A 15,359-nucleotide genomic window follows, 5' to 3' on the forward strand; every position below is an offset into this window, starting at 1 on the left:
GTTGATAGGCCAGATGTGGAAGCCCGGTAACGGGTGGAGCTGACTGGTACTAATAGGCCGAGGGCTTGTCCTCAGTTGCTCGCGTCCACTGTGTTAGTTCTGAAATAACGAACGGCCGTGTTTTTGCCCGGTGTTCAAATTTCATAGTGTTTCGGTGGTCATTGCGTTAGGGAAACGCCCGGTTACATTCCGAACCCGGAAGCTAAGCCTTTCAGCGCCGATGGTACTGCAGGGGGGACCCTGTGGGAGAGTAGGACGCCGCCGAACAATTATTCCGGGAAAGCCCCGTGCCCTTGTGGCACGGGGCTTTTCTGCGTTCACGACCTACCCAGGCCGCCTCCCCGGATCCGCATGATGGTGAGTGCCGACGCAGTGGGCCAAGACGTGCTCGACGCGGGCGCGGACCTGCATGTGGGACTTGTTGTGTTCCGGTGCCTTGCAGTCGTTGCGGTTGCCGGCGAGCGGCCAGCCGACCACGACGACCAGGCGGGTGTCGGCGTCGATGACGACCTGATGGTTGTGTGGTCGCGGGTGAGGACCAGAGTGCCGTCCACGATGAGCACGGTGTTTTTGGAGAGCTGCTTGCGGGGCCGGAGGGTGAGCTCAGCAAGGCTCTGGGGCCGTGATCGCACCCTGCGTGATCATTCCACTGTCTCAGTTTCACCCTGCTCGAACGCGATGCGGCAGCGTTCTACCTGGTCGGCCACCTGCTCCATGTACCAGCGCATGACCTCGTATGGAACAACGCGCTCGTGAGGGCTCCAGACGCGGACTGTCGGCTGCAGGTCCGGGTCCTCGTCCGGGACATGTGTCACCAAGAAGGCAGCGCCGGGCAAGTGGGATGCCGTGGCGTCGGCGTTCGCGGTGCCCGTGGCAGCCGCAGGCACAGCCTCGCTCAGCTCCACGGCCCAAGCGTCGTCGGGCAAGGCGTAGTGGAACAGGACGGCGTAGTGACGACCTGCGTGTTCTTTGAGTTCCCATGGCATCTCGGCAGGCTGCCACAGCTGCCCTGCTTGAGGCTCACGGAGTCCCGGCTCTCTCACCGGGTGCATCCTGGCCAGGGTTTGCGGCACAGCCCTTACCCTGCCCGGCGGTCACACCGACGGATCGGGAGGGCCGATCAGAGGCTGCCGGCAGCCTTGAGAGCGAGGTAGGCGTCGGCCACCGCAGGGGCCAGGGCATCCGGTGACGCGTCGACCACAGTCACACCGAGGCGACGCAGCCGATCCGCTGTCCGCAGACGCTGGGTCCGTGTCTGTGTTGCCGCGGCAGCGTTGTACACCGCGTCCACGGTGCCCCGGGAGCGTGCCATCGCCTCGACGCGCGGGTCGGAGACCGCAGCCACCATCACCGTATGGCGCTTGGTGAGCAAAGGAAGGACGGGCAACAGCCCTTCCTCCACGGGAGCCGCGTCCAGGCTCGTGAACAGGACGACGAGCGAACGTCGGGGCGCGCTCGTCAGCACGGTGGTGCTGAGTCCGCGGGCGTCCGTCTCGACGAGTTCGGGTTCGAGCGTGGCCAGTGTGCCGGTGAGCACCGAGCGGACATCCCCTCCGGTGCCGCCCTGGACGTGGGCTCGAAGGCGGTTGTCGTAGGCGATCAGGCCCACTCGGTCACCCGCTCGGCCGGCCAGGGTCGTGAGCAGAAGTGCGGCGTCGATGGAGGCGTCCAGCCGGGGAACATCGCCGACCCGACCGGCAGACGTGCGACCGGTGTCCAGCACGACAAGGATGTGGCGATCGCGTTCCGGCCGCCAGGTGCGTACAGCCAGGTCCCGGTGTCGTGCGGTTGCCCGCCAGTCGATGGACCGGGTGTCGTCCCCCGGTACGTAGGCGCGGAGGCTGTCGAACTCCGTGCCCGCGCCACGGCTGAGCACACTGGTACGGCCGTCGAGCTCACGCAGCCTGGCTAGCCGGGAAGGCAGGTGCTTACGGCTCGAGAAGGGCGGAAGTGCCCGGACGGTCCAGGGAACGCGATGGCTGCCCTGCCTGGCCGCGAGACCGAGAGGACCGAACGACCGCACAGTGACTCGGTCGGCCTGACGGTCGCCCGTCCGTGAAGGGCGGAGCTGGGTGACCAGACGACGGCGCTCACCCGCCGGAACACCGAACTGGTGACGAGACATGGCTTGCTCACCCTCCGTCGTCCAACTACTGGGCGGCCAGCTGTCGCGAAGGACCGCACGGAGAGGGCGGCGAGAGGGATTGGCGACGGTGAGCCGCACCGTCGCGGCGTCACCGAGTCGAACAGATGTGTCGCCGGATCGGGTGAACTGGAGCGTACGCACTGGTGCAGCCAGGGCGTAGTCGCACAGAATTGCCAGTGCGAGGGGTACATCGATCGCGAGTATGCCGGTCCAACTTGGGACCAGGACACCCACGATGAGTGACCCCAACGCAGCCACCAGGGCGGCCCGTCCGGTGAGGGCCATGGTCACCGCCTCACCGGGGGACAGGGACGTGGGCGAGGGCGGCGGTGATGACGGAGTCTGTGGTGACTCCTTCCATCTCCGCTTCGGGCCGTAGCTGCAGACGGTGCCGGAGCGTGGGCAGGGCGAGGGCTTTCACATCATCCGGGGTGACGTAGTCCCGGCCTGTGAGCCAGGCCCAGGCTCGGGCTGTCGAGAGCAGGGCGGTGGCGCCTCGAGGGGAGGCACCAAGGCTGAGTGAGGGGGAATCACGCGTGGCACGGCAGATATCAACGACATAGGCCGCGATCTCGGGTGACACAGAGGTCTTGGCTACGGCGGCCCGGGCGGCTTCGAGGTCGGCAGGGCCGGCCACGGCCCGGACGCCGGCGGCTGTCAGATCGCGTGGGTCGAAGCCATCCGCGTGACGGGTGAGTATGTCGATCTCGTCCTCCCGCCGGGGCAGAGGCACCGTCAGTTTGAGCAGGAAGCGGTCAAGTTGGGCCTCGGGCAGGGGATAGGTGCCTTCGTACTCGACGGGGTTCTGTGTGGCTGCGACCAAGAAGGGGTCGGGCAGTTCCCGTGGGATTCCGTCGATGGTGACCTGGCGCTCTTCCATGGCCTCCAGCAGGGAGGACTGTGTCTTCGGAGGAGTGCGGTTGATCTCGTCGGCGAGCAGGAGGTTGGTGAAGACCGGACCGGGCTGAAAGGAGAATTCAGTGGTGCGGGCGTCGTAGACGAGCGACCCGGTCACATCGCTCGGCATGAGGTCGGGGGTGAACTGGACACGTTTGGAATCCAGATCCAGGGAGGCGGCAAGTGCCCGGACCAGGAGCGTCTTCGCGACTCCGGGTACGCCTTCCAGGAGGACGTGACCTCGGCAGAGCAGGGCGACCACCAGCCCGGTGACGGCGGGGTCCTGGCCGACCACAGCCTTGGCGATCTCGGCACGCAGTGCTTCCAGAGATGCCCGGGCAGCGGCTGAGTCCATCGAGTCCACAGAGGACCCCGCGGGTGCGGCAGTCGCGGCGGTCTCGGGGGTCGGTGCGCTCATGAGGCGCGTACCTCTCTTTCGAGGGCGTCTAGTTGGTTGGTCAGAAGGACGAGCGCGGCATCATCGGCCGGAGCTGGACCGAAGAGGAGGGAACTGTGGCCGGTGCCCGTGGTGCCGAGTCGGGCGGCGAGCGCGGGGATAAGGGCCTCGGGGGAGTCCGCGTCCCTGGAGGGCAACCCGACGAGAGATGAGAGCCGCGATCGCGCGGCGGAGCGTAGTACCGCAGCGGCGCGCTCACGTGCGTTCGTTCTGCGGTAGAGGCGGGCGCGTCCTTCGGTGGACTCGGAGGCGCGGATGACTACGGGCAGACGCTCCGTGATCAGCGGACCGAGGCGCCTGGCGCGCCAGACGGCGGCCAGCACCGCAGCGAAGGCGAGTTGCAGCGTCCCCCAGATCCAGCCCTGGGGGATGAGGCTGATGAAGCCGCTTCCTTCTTCGGCTTCGTCGCCGCTGCCCCGGCCGTCGCCGCCGGTGGCCGAGGGATCATCGAACGAGGGGAGGTACCAGACGAGATGCGGTCGGGATCCGAGGAGTTGCAACGCCAACGAGGCGTTGCCCTGCTGATCGAGTCGGTCGTTCTGAAGGAGGTCGGGAGAGCCGAGCAGCACGCTGTCACCGGTTCCGGTTCCGGTTCCGGTTCCGGGCAGGACGAGAAGCGTGGAGAGCCCGCGGTCCGGGTAGCAGGCGGTGGCGCCGGGTGCGGCAGTCTTGTAGCGGATGCCGCCTATGTCGACCGATCCGGCGTGGCGTGCCATGGGGAGTTCGCAGAGTGGCCGGCGGGCGGTTACCGCGCCCCGCGATCCCGTCCGGACACCGGGGGCGAGCCGGCTCAGGGAGGAGCCGTCCGGGGCGATGAGGACGGTCCGGTTCGGGGAGTCCGCGGTCGCCGTGCGCAGACGGCGCTGCTGCTGGGCGGTGAGCATGTTGGGGCTCGTCACCAGCAAGGTGGTACCGGGACCCGTCTCGGCGGCGGCCTCGTCGAGGGTCGTGACGATCTCGACGGCCACTCCTCGGTCCTTGAGGAGCTCGGCGACCGCCCGGCTGCCGTGGGGATCCGCGGAGCGTGGATCGAGCCGGCCGTACTGACCGCCCGAGCGGATGGCGGCGAAGGCAACGCCGGCGATCACGATGACGAGGACCGCGAGCAGGGGACCCCTGACGCGGAGCCATGTCTGGTGCGGTGTGAGGGACTGCGACGTTGCGGAGACCTCGGTGGCCGCGGTCATCGTTCCTCTCCTCCGGCCGTTCCCACGGCCAGGAGAGGCCGGGCCGATTCAAGGTCCTCATCGAGGGCGCACAATGCCCGGTACGCGGATTCGTCGGCGGTGCGGCCACCGTACGTGACGTCGTCGAAGAGTCGGGCTGAGGAGCGGAGCCGGTCGGCGTACGCGGGTATCAGGCGGCCCGCCTCCGCTGCCGCCTCGTCCGCGGTGCGGCCGGGACGGGGATCGAGTACGGCCCTGTCCTCCAGGGCGCGGACGAGGGCTCGCATCCGATCCTGGCACGCCTCCGTCCAGCGGCGGGCCGCGGCATGCGCGGCTGCTGCGGCCCGGTGTTCGGCCGCGCTGAGGGCCGTGCCGCCGCGGACGGGTCTTTCCTTCCTGGCCGGGCGCTGCGGGGTGCCGAGTCTCCACCACAGGGCGGCGCCGAGACCGATGACCGCCAGGGCGAGCACGACGAGCCCGGCCGTTCCGCCGGGTGCTGCGTCGGCGGCGCCTGTGAAGAGATCGCCGATCCACTGCCAGAAGCGATCGATGCCGCGTTCGATGAGATTGGGATCGTGCTCGTGGTACCTCGGATCGGCGAGTTCGTCCCGCGCCGCTTCACGGGCGGGGACCCGCGGAGTGTCCACGGGTATGTCCCCGGCCGCTTTGAGGAATCGTGCCGCTGTTGTGGTGCCCCCCGCCCCCGTCACCGCATCAGTTCCCGGGGGCGCCGTAACCGGGCACGCCGGCGGCCCTGGCGAGGTCCAGGTCGAGCGCCTCTCGGCGGATGCGCTGGTCGATGTAGAGCAGTGCCGTCACGCCGGCGGTGAACGGGTAGGCGAGCGTGGAGACGATCACTTCCCCGATGCCCGTCACGATGAGGAACGGCCATCCGAAGCTCGTGGTGTCGCCGTTCAGGATGCCGCTCAGGCCGTCACCGTCCAGCGCGATGGCGGCGGCGCCGAACGGGATGGTGATGATCAGCGTCATGACGATGACCAGCAGGTAGGTGAGGGCGAGGATCCCGAAGGTCCTCCACCAGTTGCCGCTGACCAGCTTGGCGGACCGGCGCAGCGCGGCGAGCACGGACTGGCGTTCCAGCATCAGTGCCGGTGCCGCGAGCGTGAAGCGGATCATCAGCCAGAGAACGACGACCAAGGACGCGAGGGAGCCGAGGAACTCCAGCACCGTCCCCGCAGTCCCGCCGACGGCGAGTCCTGGTACCAGGCCCACAGCCATGATCGCCGCGCTCATGAGGCTCAGCAGAAGGGTCAGCCCCAGCAGGGGAAGGATCCGGGGGCGGGCCTCGGACCAGGTTTCGGAGAGCGTCGCCGGCCGGCCCAGTACGGAGCGGCTGACCACCACGGTGAGTACCGAGGCGGTGAACAGTGTGGCGATCATCGCGATGACCGTGCTGGGCGCGGAGGTGGCCAGTTGCGACTGGAGGGAGTCGGTTGCCTGGCGGATCGCCTCCGCGCCGGTGGCGTTCGGGTCGACGCGCTTCTGTTCGGGCAGGAGGTAGCGCTGCACCAGCACGATCACGATCTGGGCGATCACGGAGACGGTGAGGCTCACTCCGAGCACCGTGCGCCAGTGGGCACGCATGGTGGACACGGAGCCGTCGAGGATCTCACCGACCCCCAGGGGCCGCAGCGGAATGACGCCGGGCTTGGCGGCCATGGGTGCGCGGCCCCAGCCGGGCCCCTGGGGTTGTCCTCCCCAGCCCGGTGGGGGCGGCATGCCCGGTCCCCGGCCGGGTGCGCTCGGAGGGGACCACTGTCCCGGGGGCGGCTGCGCGGGGGACCACTGTCCGGTGGTGCCGCTTCCGTCCACGGGCGGGGAGGGCTTGGGAATGCCTGTCCCCTGGTCGTCGGAGGGGGCGGATCCGGGCGAAGCCCAGCCCGGAGAGTCGTTCATCGTCGCTCCTTCACGGTCCTGCCCGCTCATCGGGGCGGGCAGGTTGCCAGCCATCGTGCCACGCGCCGGTTCCGCGCGGGCCTGGCACTCCATCTCCTTCCTGCCTACCTGTGGGGCGGTTCAACGGGCAGACTGGGCGGATGGCTGATCAGGACCTGCGAAAGCCGATGGACAGCGTGCCCCCGGACCTCTCCGTACTCCGATGGGACGAGTCGCCGGGAGGACCCGCGGTGGTGCTCCTCGACCAGACGCGGCTGCCTTCGGAAGAAGCCGAGCTGGTGTGCGCCGATGTGCCGGCGCTGGTGCGGGCGATCCGGATGCTGGCGGTTCGCGGTGCGCCTCTGCTGGGCATCGCCGGGGGGTACGGCGTCGCGCTCGCGGCCGCGCGGGGGGAGGACGTCGGGGCCGCGGCGGAGCTGCTGGAGCAGGCGCGGCCCACCGCTGTGAATCTCGGCTACGGGGCCCGCCGGGTGGCCGGGGCCTACCGTGCCGCGGTGGACGGCGGGTCCGATCCGGACGCCGCGGCCGCTGCTGCCCTGGCCGAAGCCAGGGAGCTGCACAGGGCGGACGCGGCGGGCAGTGAACGCATGGCACGGTACGGGCTGCAGCTGCTCACGGAGCTGCTGCCCGGAGGCGGCCGCGGCGGGCACCGGCTGCTCACCCACTGCAACACGGGTGCGCTCGTGTCCGGCGGCGCGGGTACGGCGTTCGCGGTCGCCCTGAGGGCGCACCGGGAGGGCGGGCTGCGGCATCTGTGGGTGGACGAGACCCGGCCTCTTCTCCAGGGTGCCCGGCTGACGGCCTACGAGGCCGGGCGGCACGGGATGCCTTACAGCGTGCTCGCGGACAGCGCGGCCGGTTCGTTGTTCGCGGCGGGTGAGGTGGACGCCGTGCTGATCGGGGCGGACCGTATCGCTGCGGACGGCTCGGTGGCCAACAAGGTGGGGAGCTATCCCCTGGCGGTGCTCGCGAAGTACCACCATGTGCCCTTCGTGGTGGTTGCACCGACGACCACGGTCGATCTGGAGACGGTGGACGGGGCATCGATCGTCGTGGAGCAGCGCCCCGCGAGCGAAGTGACGGAGATCACATCCACGCCGGGTGCTCCGGTCGGGCACGGTGGGGGCCGTACGGTCGTCGCACCCCTTGGAGCCAAGGCGTACAACCCCGCATTCGACATCACGCCGCCCGAACTGGTCACGGCGATCGTCACGGAGGAGGGTGTCATTTCCCCGGTCACGGGGGTCGGACTGGCCGAGCTGTGTGCCAGGTCATCGCAGGTAACGATTAGCTAATGGGATGATGTCGTTTATGAAGGGACGCGTCCTTGTCGTCGACGACGACACCGCACTGGCCGAGATGCTCGGCATCGTGTTGCGTGGAGAAGGTTTCGAGCCGTCGTTCGTAGCGGACGGCGACAAGGCACTGGCCGCATTTCGTGAGGCCAAGCCGGATCTGGTGCTGCTGGATCTCATGCTGCCCGGACGGGACGGCATCGAGGTCTGCCGGCTGATCAGGGCCGAGTCGGGTGTGCCGATCGTCATGCTCACTGCCAAGAGCGACACGGTGGATGTGGTGGTGGGCCTCGAATCCGGGGCCGACGACTACATCGTCAAGCCGTTCAAGCCGAAGGAGCTGGTCGCCCGGATCAGGGCGCGTCTGCGCCGGTCCGAGGAGCCTGCGCCGGAGCAGCTGACCATCGGGGATCTGGTCATCGACGTGGCCGGGCACTCGGTGAAGCGGGAGGGGCAGTCCATCGCCCTGACCCCGCTGGAGTTCGACCTGCTGGTCGCTCTCGCCCGCAAGCCGTGGCAGGTCTTCACCCGCGAGGTGCTGCTCGAGCAGGTGTGGGGCTACCGCCACGCCGCCGACACACGCCTGGTGAACGTCCACGTCCAGCGGCTTCGCTCGAAGGTGGAGAAGGACCCGGAGCGGCCGGAGATCGTCGTGACGGTCCGAGGTGTCGGCTACAAGGCCGGACCGAGCTGACATGACCCTGGGCAGCGCTGCTCCGCCACCCGGGGGGACCGGGGCCCGTGCGGAGCGGGCTGCCGGTCCGGCCCGGAAGCCGTCCCGTCTCGGTCGCCTGCCGCGGGGTGCCCGGTTGTTCCATGACCGGACGCCCGGCGGCCCTGTGCCGCGGCTGCTGATGCGCTGGATCCGTGGGCCGCTGCTGCCCGCCGTCCGGCTGTGGCGACGGAACCTGCAGTTGCGCGTCGTCGCGGGCACCCTCCTGATGTCGATCGCCGTGGTGCTGCTCCTGGGCTTCGTCGTGATCAACCAGGTCCGCAACGGCCTGCTCGAGGCCAAGGGGAACGCCGCCCAGACGCAGGCCGCAGGCGGTTTCGCCGTGGCCCAGGCGAATGCCAACGCGCCACTGGTCCCCGGGGACCAGACCGAGGAGGGCGCCGACGGCATGACCGCCAACACCTCCTGGCGCACCGAGCTCGTCGACCAGCTGGCCAGTGGCGGGACCAACGCGTTCAACGTGGTCGCGCTCAGCGACGACTCCGTGGGACAGGGCACCAGCCGTGCCCCGCGTGGCTCGGGCAGCGTGGAGGCGTCGAGCATCCCTCAGCGTCTGCGCGACGACGTGGCGCAGGGTGCGGGGGCCTTCCAGACGTACTCGTTGATCCGCTACTCGTACGGCAAGGATCCGGAGCCCGGGCTGGTCGTGGGCAAGCGGCTCTACGACGTCGACCACAATCCGTACGAGCTGTACTACCTCTTCCCGCTCACACAGGAGGAGAAGTCCCTCACCCTGGTCACGACGACGCTGGCCACCGCCGGCCTCTTCGTGGTCGTGCTGCTCGGAGCCATCGCCTGGTTCGTGGTGCGGCAGGTCGTGACACCTGTGCGGATGGCCGCGGGGATCGCCGAGAGGCTTTCCGCGGGCAGGCTCCAGGAACGCATGAAGGTCACCGGGGAGGACGACATCGCTCGTCTCGGTGAAGCCTTCAACAAGATGGCACAGAACCTGCAGCTGAAGATCCAGCAGCTGGAGGAGCTCTCCCGCATGCAGCGCCGTTTCGTCTCGGACGTCAGCCATGAGCTGCGCACCCCGCTGACGACCGTGCGGATGGCCGCCGATGTCATCCACGAGGCCCGGGTCGACTTCGACCCCGTGACGGCCCGGTCCGCGGAACTTCTCGGGGACCAGTTGGACCGCTTCGAGTCACTCCTCTCCGACCTGCTGGAGATCAGCAGGTTCGACGCCGGGGCAGCCGCGCTGGAAGCCGAACCGATAGATCTGCGGACAGTCGTCCGGCGGGTCATCGGCGGAGCCGAGCCGCTCGCCGAGCGGAAGGGCACCAGGATTCTGGTGGTGGGCGACGAGCAGCCCGTGGTCGCGGAGGCCGACGCGCGACGTGTGGAGCGGGTCCTGCGCAATCTGGTCGTCAACGCCGTCGAGCACGGCGAGGGCAGGGACGTCGTCGTGCGGATGGGGGTCGCCCAGGGGGCTGTGGCCGTCGCTGTCCGGGACTACGGCGTGGGACTCAAACCGGGGGAGGCGACCCGGGTGTTCAACCGTTTCTGGCGGGCGGATCCGGCACGGGCGCGTACCACCGGCGGTACTGGCCTGGGACTGTCGATCGCGGTCGAGGACGCCCGGCTGCACGGTGGCTGGCTGCAGGCCTGGGGTGAGCCGGGAGGCGGTTCGCAGTTCCGGCTGACTCTGCCGCGTACCGCGGACGAGCCCCTGCGCGGGTCGCCGATACCGCTCGAGCCCGAGGACTCCCGACGCAACAGGGAGGAACGCGAGCGGGCGGAGACCGGGGCGCCGGCGGCGCCGGCTTCCCTCGGGGCGACTGTGCCGAACCAGGCGGGTTCCGCCGGGCGTCCGCCCCTCACGGTGCCGTCCCACAGCCCGGCGGGCCCCCGGACCCCGGCGTCGGTGCACCCTGCCGCGCTGCCGGGCAACGGAGCCCGGGTGGTTTCGCGACCGGCCCCGGACCGTCAGGCCGGAGGCGCCGTCCCCCAGACGCAGGACCCGGAGCAGGAGGACACCACTCGTGGACACTGACCGCCGTCGGGGCGGCCCCGGCCGGGCGGTGCGGTTGTCCGCCCTGCTCGGCTGCGGCGTCGTGGTGCTCGCCGGGTGCGGAGCGATGCCGGTCACCGGTGACGTGAAGCCGGTCGAGGCCTCGCAGCCCGGTGATTCCCAGGTCCAGGTGTACGCCGTTCCGCCGAGGGAGGGCGCCGCGCCCATCGAGGTCGTCGACGGCTTCCTGGAGTCCATGACCAGCGACGACCCCGATTTCCGGACGACTCGCCAGTACCTGACCGCGGACGCCGCCCGCAGTTGGCAGCCGGGCCGGGGCACCACCGTGCTCTCGAAGGCCCCCAACCGCAACGGGCCCACGATCCGGGACAAGGGACGAGGGACCAGCGAGACGACCTACACGCTGACCGGTGAGCAGGTGGCCGCTGTCGACGAGCAGAGTTCGTACCGTCCCCTGGCCCCGTCGGAGTACTCGCAGGTGCTGCACCTGGTCAGGGAGAAGGCCGCGGACGGCAAGCTGGAGTGGCGCATCGACGTCGTGCCGGACGGGCTGGTGCTCGGACAGTCCGACTTCAAGCGGCTCTACCGCTCCGTGAACAAGTACTACTTCGCAGCCGGGCGGGAGGACGAGGAGCCCGCGCTGGTGACCGATCCCGTCTATGTCCGGAACCGGACGGATCCGGTGACCCGGATGGACACGGCCACCCAGACGGTCCGGACCCTGCTCGAGGGCCCGTCGAACTGGCTGCGCCCGGTCGTGGATTCCAGCTTCCCGGCGGGTACGGCGCTGAGGCGCGGGGTCACCTCGCTGGCTCCGGACGACCAGAACGTCCTCAAGGTGCCCCTCAACGAGAAGGCCGAGAGAGCCGGGCAGGACGCCTGCCGGAAGATGGCGGCCCAGGTGCTCTTCACGCTGCGGGACCTGACCTCGGCCCGGGTCGGCCAGGTCGAGCTCCAGGGGAAGCGGGGGCCGCTGTGCTCCCTCGGGGCGGACGAGGCCGAGGAGTTCTCGGCCGACAACGGTTCGGACGGCCCCGACAGCCAGTACTTCGTCGACGGCAAGGGCCATGTCCAGCGACTCCTGGGGAGCAACAAGGGCGGCGGGGATCCGGAGCCGGTGACCGGTCCGCTCGGAAGCGGGCCGGTGGCCATGGGCGCGGTGGGCGTGGCGCGGGACGAGCAGCAGGCCGCCGCCGTCTCCGTGAACCAGCAGCAGCTCTACGTGTCCTCCCTGACCGAGGAGAGCGAGCTCGCGGCACCCGTGGTGACCAGTCGCGGGAAGAGGGCGGAGGACCGGTTGTCCGCGCCGAGCTGGGACGGACGGGGAGATCTCTGGGTCGCCGACCGTGACCCGGCGGACCCCAGGCTGCTGCGTCTGGCGGACGGTGTCGGTACGCCCCAGGAGGTCTCGGTCCCGGGCCTCGACGGCGGGCGGATCGAAGGGATCCGGCTGGCGGCCGACGGGGTGAGGATCGCCCTGCGGGTGTCGAAGGACGGACGGAGCACGCTGAGCATCGGCAGGGTCGAGCGTCACGGCTCAGGGGAGTCCGAGAAGGTCTCGGTGGTGGACCTGCGGCAGGCGGCTCCTCAGCTGTCCGACGTGACCGCTGTCTCCTGGTCGGGTCGGAGCCGTCTCGTGGTCGTGGGCAAGGAGGAGGGCGGAGTGCAGCAGGTGCGCTACGTGCAGACCGACGGATCGACCTCGTCCTCGGGAATCCTGCCGGGCATCAACCAGGTGACCGCGATCGCCGCGGCGGACGACGAGCAGTTGCCGCTGATGGCGGACACCGAAGGCGACGGGATAGTGAAGCTCTCCCCCGGCAACAACTGGCAGACGGTCCTCAAGGAGGGGTCCTCGCTGGTCTACCCCGGCTGACGTCCCGGCTGACCGGCGGTTCCGCTCCGGCCACCGAGCCGCGCCGGGGTAGGCCGGACGGTGGCTCGTACGGTCCTGAGGTGTCGCACGTCCGCGCTCCGGGGGCAGGTGGGGCCGGCTCTCCCGGCCTGCCGGCTCGCCTCTCCGCCGGGTTTTCCACAGGGGTGGCCGGTCGGGGGCCTCAGGGGCAGAGTGAAGGTGTGCGGGGCTGGTGGCGTGAGATCACGGGGCTGGTGCTGCCGGCCGTGTGCGGCGGCTGCGGCAGCCCACGTGTGGAGCTGTGTGCCCGGTGTGCGGCCGACCTGGCAGGTCCTCCCTGTCGGGTGAGACCCGCGCCCGAACCCAGGGGTCTTCCCGCGGTCCACGCGGTGGCGCCCTACGAGAACGCCGTACGCGCGATGCTGCTGGCCCACAAGGAACGAGGGGCACTGGGGCTCGCCCAGGCCCTCGGCGGGGCACTGGCGGCCTCCGTACGCGCCGGGCAGGGCCGTATGGACGCCGGGGTTCCGTTGCTGCTGGTCCCGGCCCCCTCGGCGCGACGGGCGACCTCGGGTCGGGGCCATGATCCGGTCCGGCGGACGGCCGTAGTGGCCGCGGCGGTCCTGCGCCGGTCCGGCACTCCGGCGCGGGTGGCGGCGGTGCTGAGGCAGCGCAGGGGCGTCGCCGACCAGGCCGGGCTCGGAGGCCGGGAGCGGCAGATGAATCTGGCCGGTGCCCTCGACGTGGTGGACGGTGCCCGGGGGCTGCTCCGGGGCGGGCGGATCGTTCTTGTCGACGACCTGATCACGACCGGGTCCTCGCTGGCCGAGGCAGCGCGGGCGGTGCGCGCCACGGTGCCGGGCGAGGGGGCGGAAGGGATCCGGGCGGCCGTTATCGCGGCATCACCGTCCGCTTTCGAATCAAACCGGAGCTGACAGAAAACTTTCATCTTTGCAGGTGGTGAGCGGGTAAAGGGCCCCGATCGGAGGTACGCGTGAGTAGCGGGTGCCGACACGGCGGTGGGCAGGCTATGTTCGGTGGAGAGGAGCGGTGAATTCCGCACTTCGATGAATGCGCCACCAGGTTTCGGGCAGGTAACTCACCGCACGCCGGAAGCAGGGAAATCGGTGGGGTGGAAACCCCGCCGACGGGGGAGGAGGAGGTGACAGTCACCGAGTCCGCGGCTCCGGCGATCACCGGAGCCAGGTGCAAAAGGGAGATGCTCCGCCGCCGAAGCGGAGCGATCCGGGAACGGAGTTCTGCGTGGACATCGTCGTCAAGGGCCGCAAGACCGAGGTGCCCGAGCGGTTCCGCAAGCACGTGGCCGAGAAACTGAAGCTGGACAAGATCCAGAAGTTCGACGGCAAGGTGATCAGCCTCGACGTCGAGGTGTCCAAGGAGCCGAATCCCCGTCAGGCCGACCGTGCGGCTCGGGTGGAGATCACGCTCCGCTCGCGTGGTCCGGTCATCAGGGCGGAAGCGGCAGCAGGCGACCCGTACGCAGCGCTGGATCTGGCGACAGACAAGCTCGACACGCAGCTGCGCAAGGAACACGACAAGCGCTACAGCAGGCGCGGCAGCGGAAGGCTGTCCGCGGCGGAGGTCGGGGAGGTCGTCCCGGACGCCGCCTCGTTCAACGGCGACGGGGAGCTGATCCCCGAGGAGCCGGAGAACGCCGTGCCGACCACGAGGATCGGCTCGCTCGAGGTACAGGGCGAAGGGCCGCTCGTGATGCGCGAGAAGACGCATGTCGCGGCGCCGATGACGCTCGACCAGGCGCTCTACGAGATGGAGTTGGTCGGTCACGACTTCTATCTGTTCGTCGACTCCGAGACGAAGGAGCCCAGTGTCGTCTACCGGAGGCACGCCTATGACTACGGCGTCATCCACCTGAGGACCGACCCGCTGGCCTCGGACGAGGCGGGCGGCGCGGGCGGTGCGCTCGGCGGCTGACGCCACCCGTTCGCAAGCCGGTACACGGCCGGTACACGGTGCCCCTGGGCGTGTTCGCACGCTCCAGGGGCACCGTGTGCGACCGCAGGGGCACCGATTCGGCGGTCAGGCATGAAAGCATGGCGTCCCAGGCCAATCAGTGCTCTGTGCGCTGCCGTTGGCGGACAGCCTGTGACCGCAGGCAGTGGCCTTCAGGGGGAGGAACGATGGCGGACACCTTCGGACCCGTGCGCGCGACGAACGATGCCGGCAACACCGCTGGTGCGGATTCCGCCGTGGACGACGGCGGATCCCGTGGGGAGCCCATCCGGGTGCTCGTCGTGGACGACCACGCGCTCTTCCGCCGAGGGCTCGAGATCGTCCTCGCCCAGGAGGAGGACATCCAGGTCGTCGGTGAGGCCGGGGACGGGGCGGAGGCGGTCGACAAGGCCGCGGACCTGCTCCCCGACATCGTGCTGATGGACGTACGGATGCCCAAGCGGGGCGGCATCGAGGCCTGCACGTCCATCAAGGAGGTGGCCCCCAGCGCGAAGATCATCATGCTGACGATCAGCGACGAGGAGGCCGACCTCTACGAGGCGATCAAGGCGGGCGCGACCGGCTATCTGCTCAAGGAGATCTCGACCGACGAGGTGGCCACCGCCATCCGCGCGGTGGCGGACGGGCAGTCCCAGATCAGCCCCTCGATGGCGTCCAAACTGCTCACCGAGTTCAAGTCGATGATCCAGCGCACCGACGAGCGCAGGCTCGTGCCCGCGCCGCGGCTCACCGAGCGAGAGCTGGAAGTGCTCAAACTCGTGGCCACGGGCATGAACAACCGTGATATCGCCAAGGAATTGTTCATTTCCGAGAACACGGTGAAGAACCACGTCCGCAACATCCTGGAGAAGCTGCAACTGCACTCCAGGATGGAGGCCGTGGTCTATGCCATGAGGGAGAAGATCCTCGAGATCCGGTAAGGGCTG

General features: G+C 69.6%; 13 protein-coding genes, 2 rRNA genes and 1 pseudogene. 9 read left to right on the forward strand and 7 right to left on the reverse strand.

Annotation, left to right across the window (positions count from 1 at the left end; genetic code table 11):
- Together ACGFNN_RS00005 and rrf are read left to right on the forward strand one after the other, a co-directional pair.
- Positions 1-73: ribosomal RNA gene (locus ACGFNN_RS00005) — 23S ribosomal RNA — on the forward strand; the annotation flags it as partial.
- Between the two features lie 77 nt (positions 74-150).
- Positions 151-267, forward strand: a 5S ribosomal RNA gene (rrf, locus tag ACGFNN_RS00010).
- Between the two features lie 108 nt (positions 268-375).
- Here the strand turns inward: rrf and ACGFNN_RS00015 are convergent.
- The 7 genes and pseudogenes from ACGFNN_RS00015 to ACGFNN_RS00045 form a co-directional block, all read right to left on the reverse strand.
- Positions 376-602 (reverse strand): annotated as a pseudogene (locus tag ACGFNN_RS00015) (IS5/IS1182 family transposase); the annotation flags it as partial.
- A 39-nt stretch (positions 603-641) separates the two neighbouring features.
- Positions 642-986, reverse strand: coding sequence for a hypothetical protein (locus ACGFNN_RS00020; protein ID WP_393551364.1), 345 nt, complete (start codon positions 984-986; stop codon positions 642-644).
- 134 nt (positions 987-1,120) lie between these two features.
- Complete coding sequence (locus ACGFNN_RS00025) at positions 1,121-2,431, reverse strand: DUF58 domain-containing protein (RefSeq protein ID WP_393551366.1); 1,311 nt, start codon at positions 2,429-2,431, stop codon at positions 1,121-1,123.
- A gap of 10 nt (positions 2,432-2,441) precedes the next feature.
- Positions 2,442-3,461 carry an AAA family ATPase gene (locus tag ACGFNN_RS00030; protein ID WP_393551368.1) on the reverse strand — a complete coding sequence of 340 codons (1,020 nt, stop codon included), beginning with the start codon at positions 3,459-3,461 and terminating at the stop codon, positions 2,442-2,444.
- On the reverse strand, positions 3,458-4,687 hold the full coding sequence (locus ACGFNN_RS00035; RefSeq protein ID WP_393551370.1) for a DUF4350 domain-containing protein: 1,230 nt from the start codon (positions 4,685-4,687) through the stop codon (positions 3,458-3,460). The genes ACGFNN_RS00030 and ACGFNN_RS00035 overlap by 4 nt, the downstream gene beginning before the upstream one ends.
- Positions 4,684-5,376, reverse strand: coding sequence for a DUF4129 domain-containing protein (locus tag ACGFNN_RS00040; RefSeq protein WP_393551372.1), 693 nt, complete (start codon positions 5,374-5,376; stop codon positions 4,684-4,686). Before ACGFNN_RS00040 ends, ACGFNN_RS00035 begins: the two co-directional genes overlap by 4 nt.
- Before the next feature lie 4 nt (positions 5,377-5,380).
- Positions 5,381-6,583, reverse strand: a complete 1,203-nt coding sequence (locus tag ACGFNN_RS00045) for a glycerophosphoryl diester phosphodiesterase membrane domain-containing protein (RefSeq protein WP_393551373.1) — start codon at positions 6,581-6,583, stop codon at positions 5,381-5,383.
- A 140-nt stretch (positions 6,584-6,723) separates the two neighbouring features.
- Here ACGFNN_RS00045 and mtnA point away from each other — a divergent pair, with 140 nt between their 5' ends.
- The 7 genes from mtnA (at position 6,724) to ACGFNN_RS00080 (ending at position 15,353) form a co-directional block, all read left to right on the forward strand.
- Positions 6,724-7,878, forward strand: coding sequence for an S-methyl-5-thioribose-1-phosphate isomerase (mtnA, locus tag ACGFNN_RS00050; protein WP_393551375.1), 1,155 nt, complete (start codon positions 6,724-6,726; stop codon positions 7,876-7,878).
- A 4-nt stretch (positions 7,879-7,882) separates the two neighbouring features.
- On the forward strand, positions 7,883-8,572 hold the full coding sequence (mtrA, locus tag ACGFNN_RS00055) for a two-component system response regulator MtrA (RefSeq protein ID WP_187282414.1): 690 nt from the start codon (positions 7,883-7,885) through the stop codon (positions 8,570-8,572).
- A 1-nt stretch (position 8,573) separates the two neighbouring features.
- On the forward strand, positions 8,574-10,607 hold the full coding sequence (mtrB, locus tag ACGFNN_RS00060) for an MtrAB system histidine kinase MtrB (protein WP_393551377.1): 2,034 nt from the start codon (positions 8,574-8,576) through the stop codon (positions 10,605-10,607).
- Positions 10,597-12,462, forward strand: a complete 1,866-nt coding sequence (locus ACGFNN_RS00065) for an LpqB family beta-propeller domain-containing protein (protein ID WP_393551379.1) — start codon at positions 10,597-10,599, stop codon at positions 12,460-12,462. The genes mtrB and ACGFNN_RS00065 overlap by 11 nt, the downstream gene beginning before the upstream one ends.
- Positions 12,463-12,662: 200 nt before the next feature.
- On the forward strand, positions 12,663-13,376 hold the full coding sequence (locus ACGFNN_RS00070; RefSeq protein ID WP_393551381.1) for a ComF family protein: 714 nt from the start codon (positions 12,663-12,665) through the stop codon (positions 13,374-13,376).
- A gap of 328 nt (positions 13,377-13,704) precedes the next feature.
- On the forward strand, positions 13,705-14,394 hold the full coding sequence (gene hpf, locus ACGFNN_RS00075; RefSeq protein WP_362672572.1) for a ribosome hibernation-promoting factor, HPF/YfiA family: 690 nt from the start codon (positions 13,705-13,707) through the stop codon (positions 14,392-14,394).
- A 206-nt stretch (positions 14,395-14,600) separates the two neighbouring features.
- Positions 14,601-15,353, forward strand: a complete 753-nt coding sequence (locus ACGFNN_RS00080) for a response regulator transcription factor (RefSeq protein WP_362546951.1) — start codon at positions 14,601-14,603, stop codon at positions 15,351-15,353.
- The last annotated feature ends 6 nt before the right edge of the window (positions 15,354-15,359 follow it).

The organism is Streptomyces sp. NPDC048590 (genome assembly GCF_043199535.1).
Lineage (GTDB): Bacteria > Actinomycetota > Actinomycetes > Streptomycetales > Streptomycetaceae > Streptomyces.

Coding starts and splice junctions, on each gene's coding strand:
- mtrA (WP_187282414.1), top strand. CDS start 7,883: ATGATGTCGTTTATGAAGGGACGCGTCCTTGTCGTCGACGACGACACC.
- ACGFNN_RS00035 (WP_393551370.1), bottom strand. CDS start 4,687: ATGACCGCGGCCACCGAGGTCTCCGCAACGTCGCAGTCCCTCACACCG.
- mtrB (WP_393551377.1), top strand. CDS start 8,574: ATGACCCTGGGCAGCGCTGCTCCGCCACCCGGGGGGACCGGGGCCCGT.
- ACGFNN_RS00025 (WP_393551366.1), bottom strand. CDS start 2,431: ATGGCCCTCACCGGACGGGCCGCCCTGGTGGCTGCGTTGGGGTCACTC.
- ACGFNN_RS00030 (WP_393551368.1), bottom strand. CDS start 3,461: ATGAGCGCACCGACCCCCGAGACCGCCGCGACTGCCGCACCCGCGGGG.
- mtnA (WP_393551375.1), top strand. CDS start 6,724: ATGGCTGATCAGGACCTGCGAAAGCCGATGGACAGCGTGCCCCCGGAC.
- ACGFNN_RS00080 (WP_362546951.1), top strand. CDS start 14,601: ATGGCGGACACCTTCGGACCCGTGCGCGCGACGAACGATGCCGGCAAC.
- ACGFNN_RS00020 (WP_393551364.1), bottom strand. CDS start 986: ATGCCATGGGAACTCAAAGAACACGCAGGTCGTCACTACGCCGTCCTG.
- ACGFNN_RS00045 (WP_393551373.1), bottom strand. CDS start 6,583: ATGAACGACTCTCCGGGCTGGGCTTCGCCCGGATCCGCCCCCTCCGAC.